Source organism: Streptomyces sp. NPDC002463 (assembly GCF_042889835.1).
Taxonomy (GTDB): domain Bacteria; phylum Actinomycetota; class Actinomycetes; order Streptomycetales; family Streptomycetaceae; genus Streptomyces; species Streptomyces nymphaeiformis.
The window spans coordinates 1-1,432 of record NZ_JBIARL010000065.1 but is presented as its reverse complement, the minus strand read 5'-3'; the positions used below and the strand labels follow the sequence as shown (position 1 = coordinate 1,432).

At 71.6% G+C, this 1,432-nt stretch carries 1 protein-coding gene; it reads right to left on the bottom strand.

The window, feature by feature from the left end; all coding sequences use genetic code 11:
• Positions 1-53: 53 nt before the first annotated feature.
• Positions 54-1,418 (bottom strand): alkaline phosphatase, encoded by a 1,365-nt coding sequence (locus ACFYX3_RS42035; RefSeq protein ID WP_389025423.1) that lies wholly within the window; start codon positions 1,416-1,418, stop codon positions 54-56.
• Positions 1,419-1,432 lie beyond the last annotated feature (14 nt).

Sequence of the window (1,432 nt, the reverse complement as noted above, 5' to 3'; positions counted from 1 at the left end):
AGGGGGAGTCCGGTCGACCGGACTCCCCCTGGGGTTCAGCTCGTCGGGCTCGTTCAGCGCAGGCGGAGTGCCTCGCTGATGGTGGTGAACAGGTCGGTCTGGTTGGTGACGCCCAGGACGCGGTAGGCCTTGGGGCCCTGCGCGGCGATGCGGACCTGGGTGCCGGTGTGCTCCTGGGACTGGCCCGGGGTGTTGGTCGAGTAGTTGACCTTCAGCCGCTGGCCCTCGTCGGTGACCAGGGTCGAGGACAGGCCGGGCGGGGTGGCCTCCAGCGGCACGATCTGGCTGGTGTGACCGTGGTCCGCGGTCGTCACCACCAGCGTGTCGGGGTGCTTGGCCGCGTAGTCGCGGGCGAGCTTGACCGCACGGTCGAACGCGGCCGTCTCACCGATCTGACCGCACGGGTCGGCGGCGTGGTCCTGCTTGTCGATCGAGGCGCCCTCGATCTGCAGGAAGAAGCCCTGCCCGGAGTGCTTCTCCTGCTGCTTGGCCTCAAGCAGCTCAATCGCCTTGGCGGCGGAGTCGGCCAGGCTCGGGGTGCCCGCCGGACGGTTGGGGTTGGAGGTGACACAGCGCTGCGGGTCGGTGCCGCCGACCGCGGCCGGCTTGCCGGTCCACTCCACCGGCACGTTGCCCGGGGCGAACAGGCCCAGGACCGGCCGCCCGGGCTTGAGGCCCCGCAGGCCCGCGTTGTCGGTGACGACCTGGTAGCCGAGCTTCTGCGCCTGCTCGGTGACGGTCAGCCCCTTGTAGGCGCCGTCGGTGACCTTCTGCTCGAAACGCTTCCTGCCGCCGCCGAACAGCACGTCGACCCGGTGGTTGACCGACTGCTCGGCGATGGAGCCCGGGCCGCCGGCCGCGAGGGTGTCGGCGGGGCACTTGGCCATGTCGGCCGGGCCCTGGCAGGAACGGTCGGTGGCGTGCGAGGCGAGCACGGCCGGGGTGGCGTCGGTCAGCTCGGCGGTGGTCACGCTGCCGGTGGCGTAGCCCCGCTTCTGGGCCAGCTCCAGCAGCGTGGGCACGGCCTCGTCGGTGCCCGGGGTCTTGGAGATGCGGCCGTTGACCGTCTTCACGCCCGTGGCCCAGCCGGAGCCGCTGGCCGCGGAGTCGGTGACGTAGTCCGGCGTGCCGTCCTCGTGCACCGCGTACGTGGTGTAGGCGCCGGTCAGCGGGAACCTGTCCATGTTCAGACGGCCGTCGGCACCGACCGTGTAGTCACGGGCCAGGGTGATCTCCGAGTCGCCCATGCCGTCACCGATCAGCAGGATGACGTTCTTCGCCCTGCCGCCCTTGACCGCCGCCTTCGCCGCCTGGGCGCTGTCGAACGCACCCGCGGACGACGTGACGGTCACGGCCGCGGCGGTCGCGGCCACCAGAGCGGTGGCGACGGCGAGCTGACGACGGGTGGGCTTGGGCATGAATCGCACTCCTC

Coding starts and splice junctions, on each gene's coding strand:
- ACFYX3_RS42035 (WP_389025423.1), bottom strand. CDS start 1,418: ATGCCCAAGCCCACCCGTCGTCAGCTCGCCGTCGCCACCGCTCTGGTG.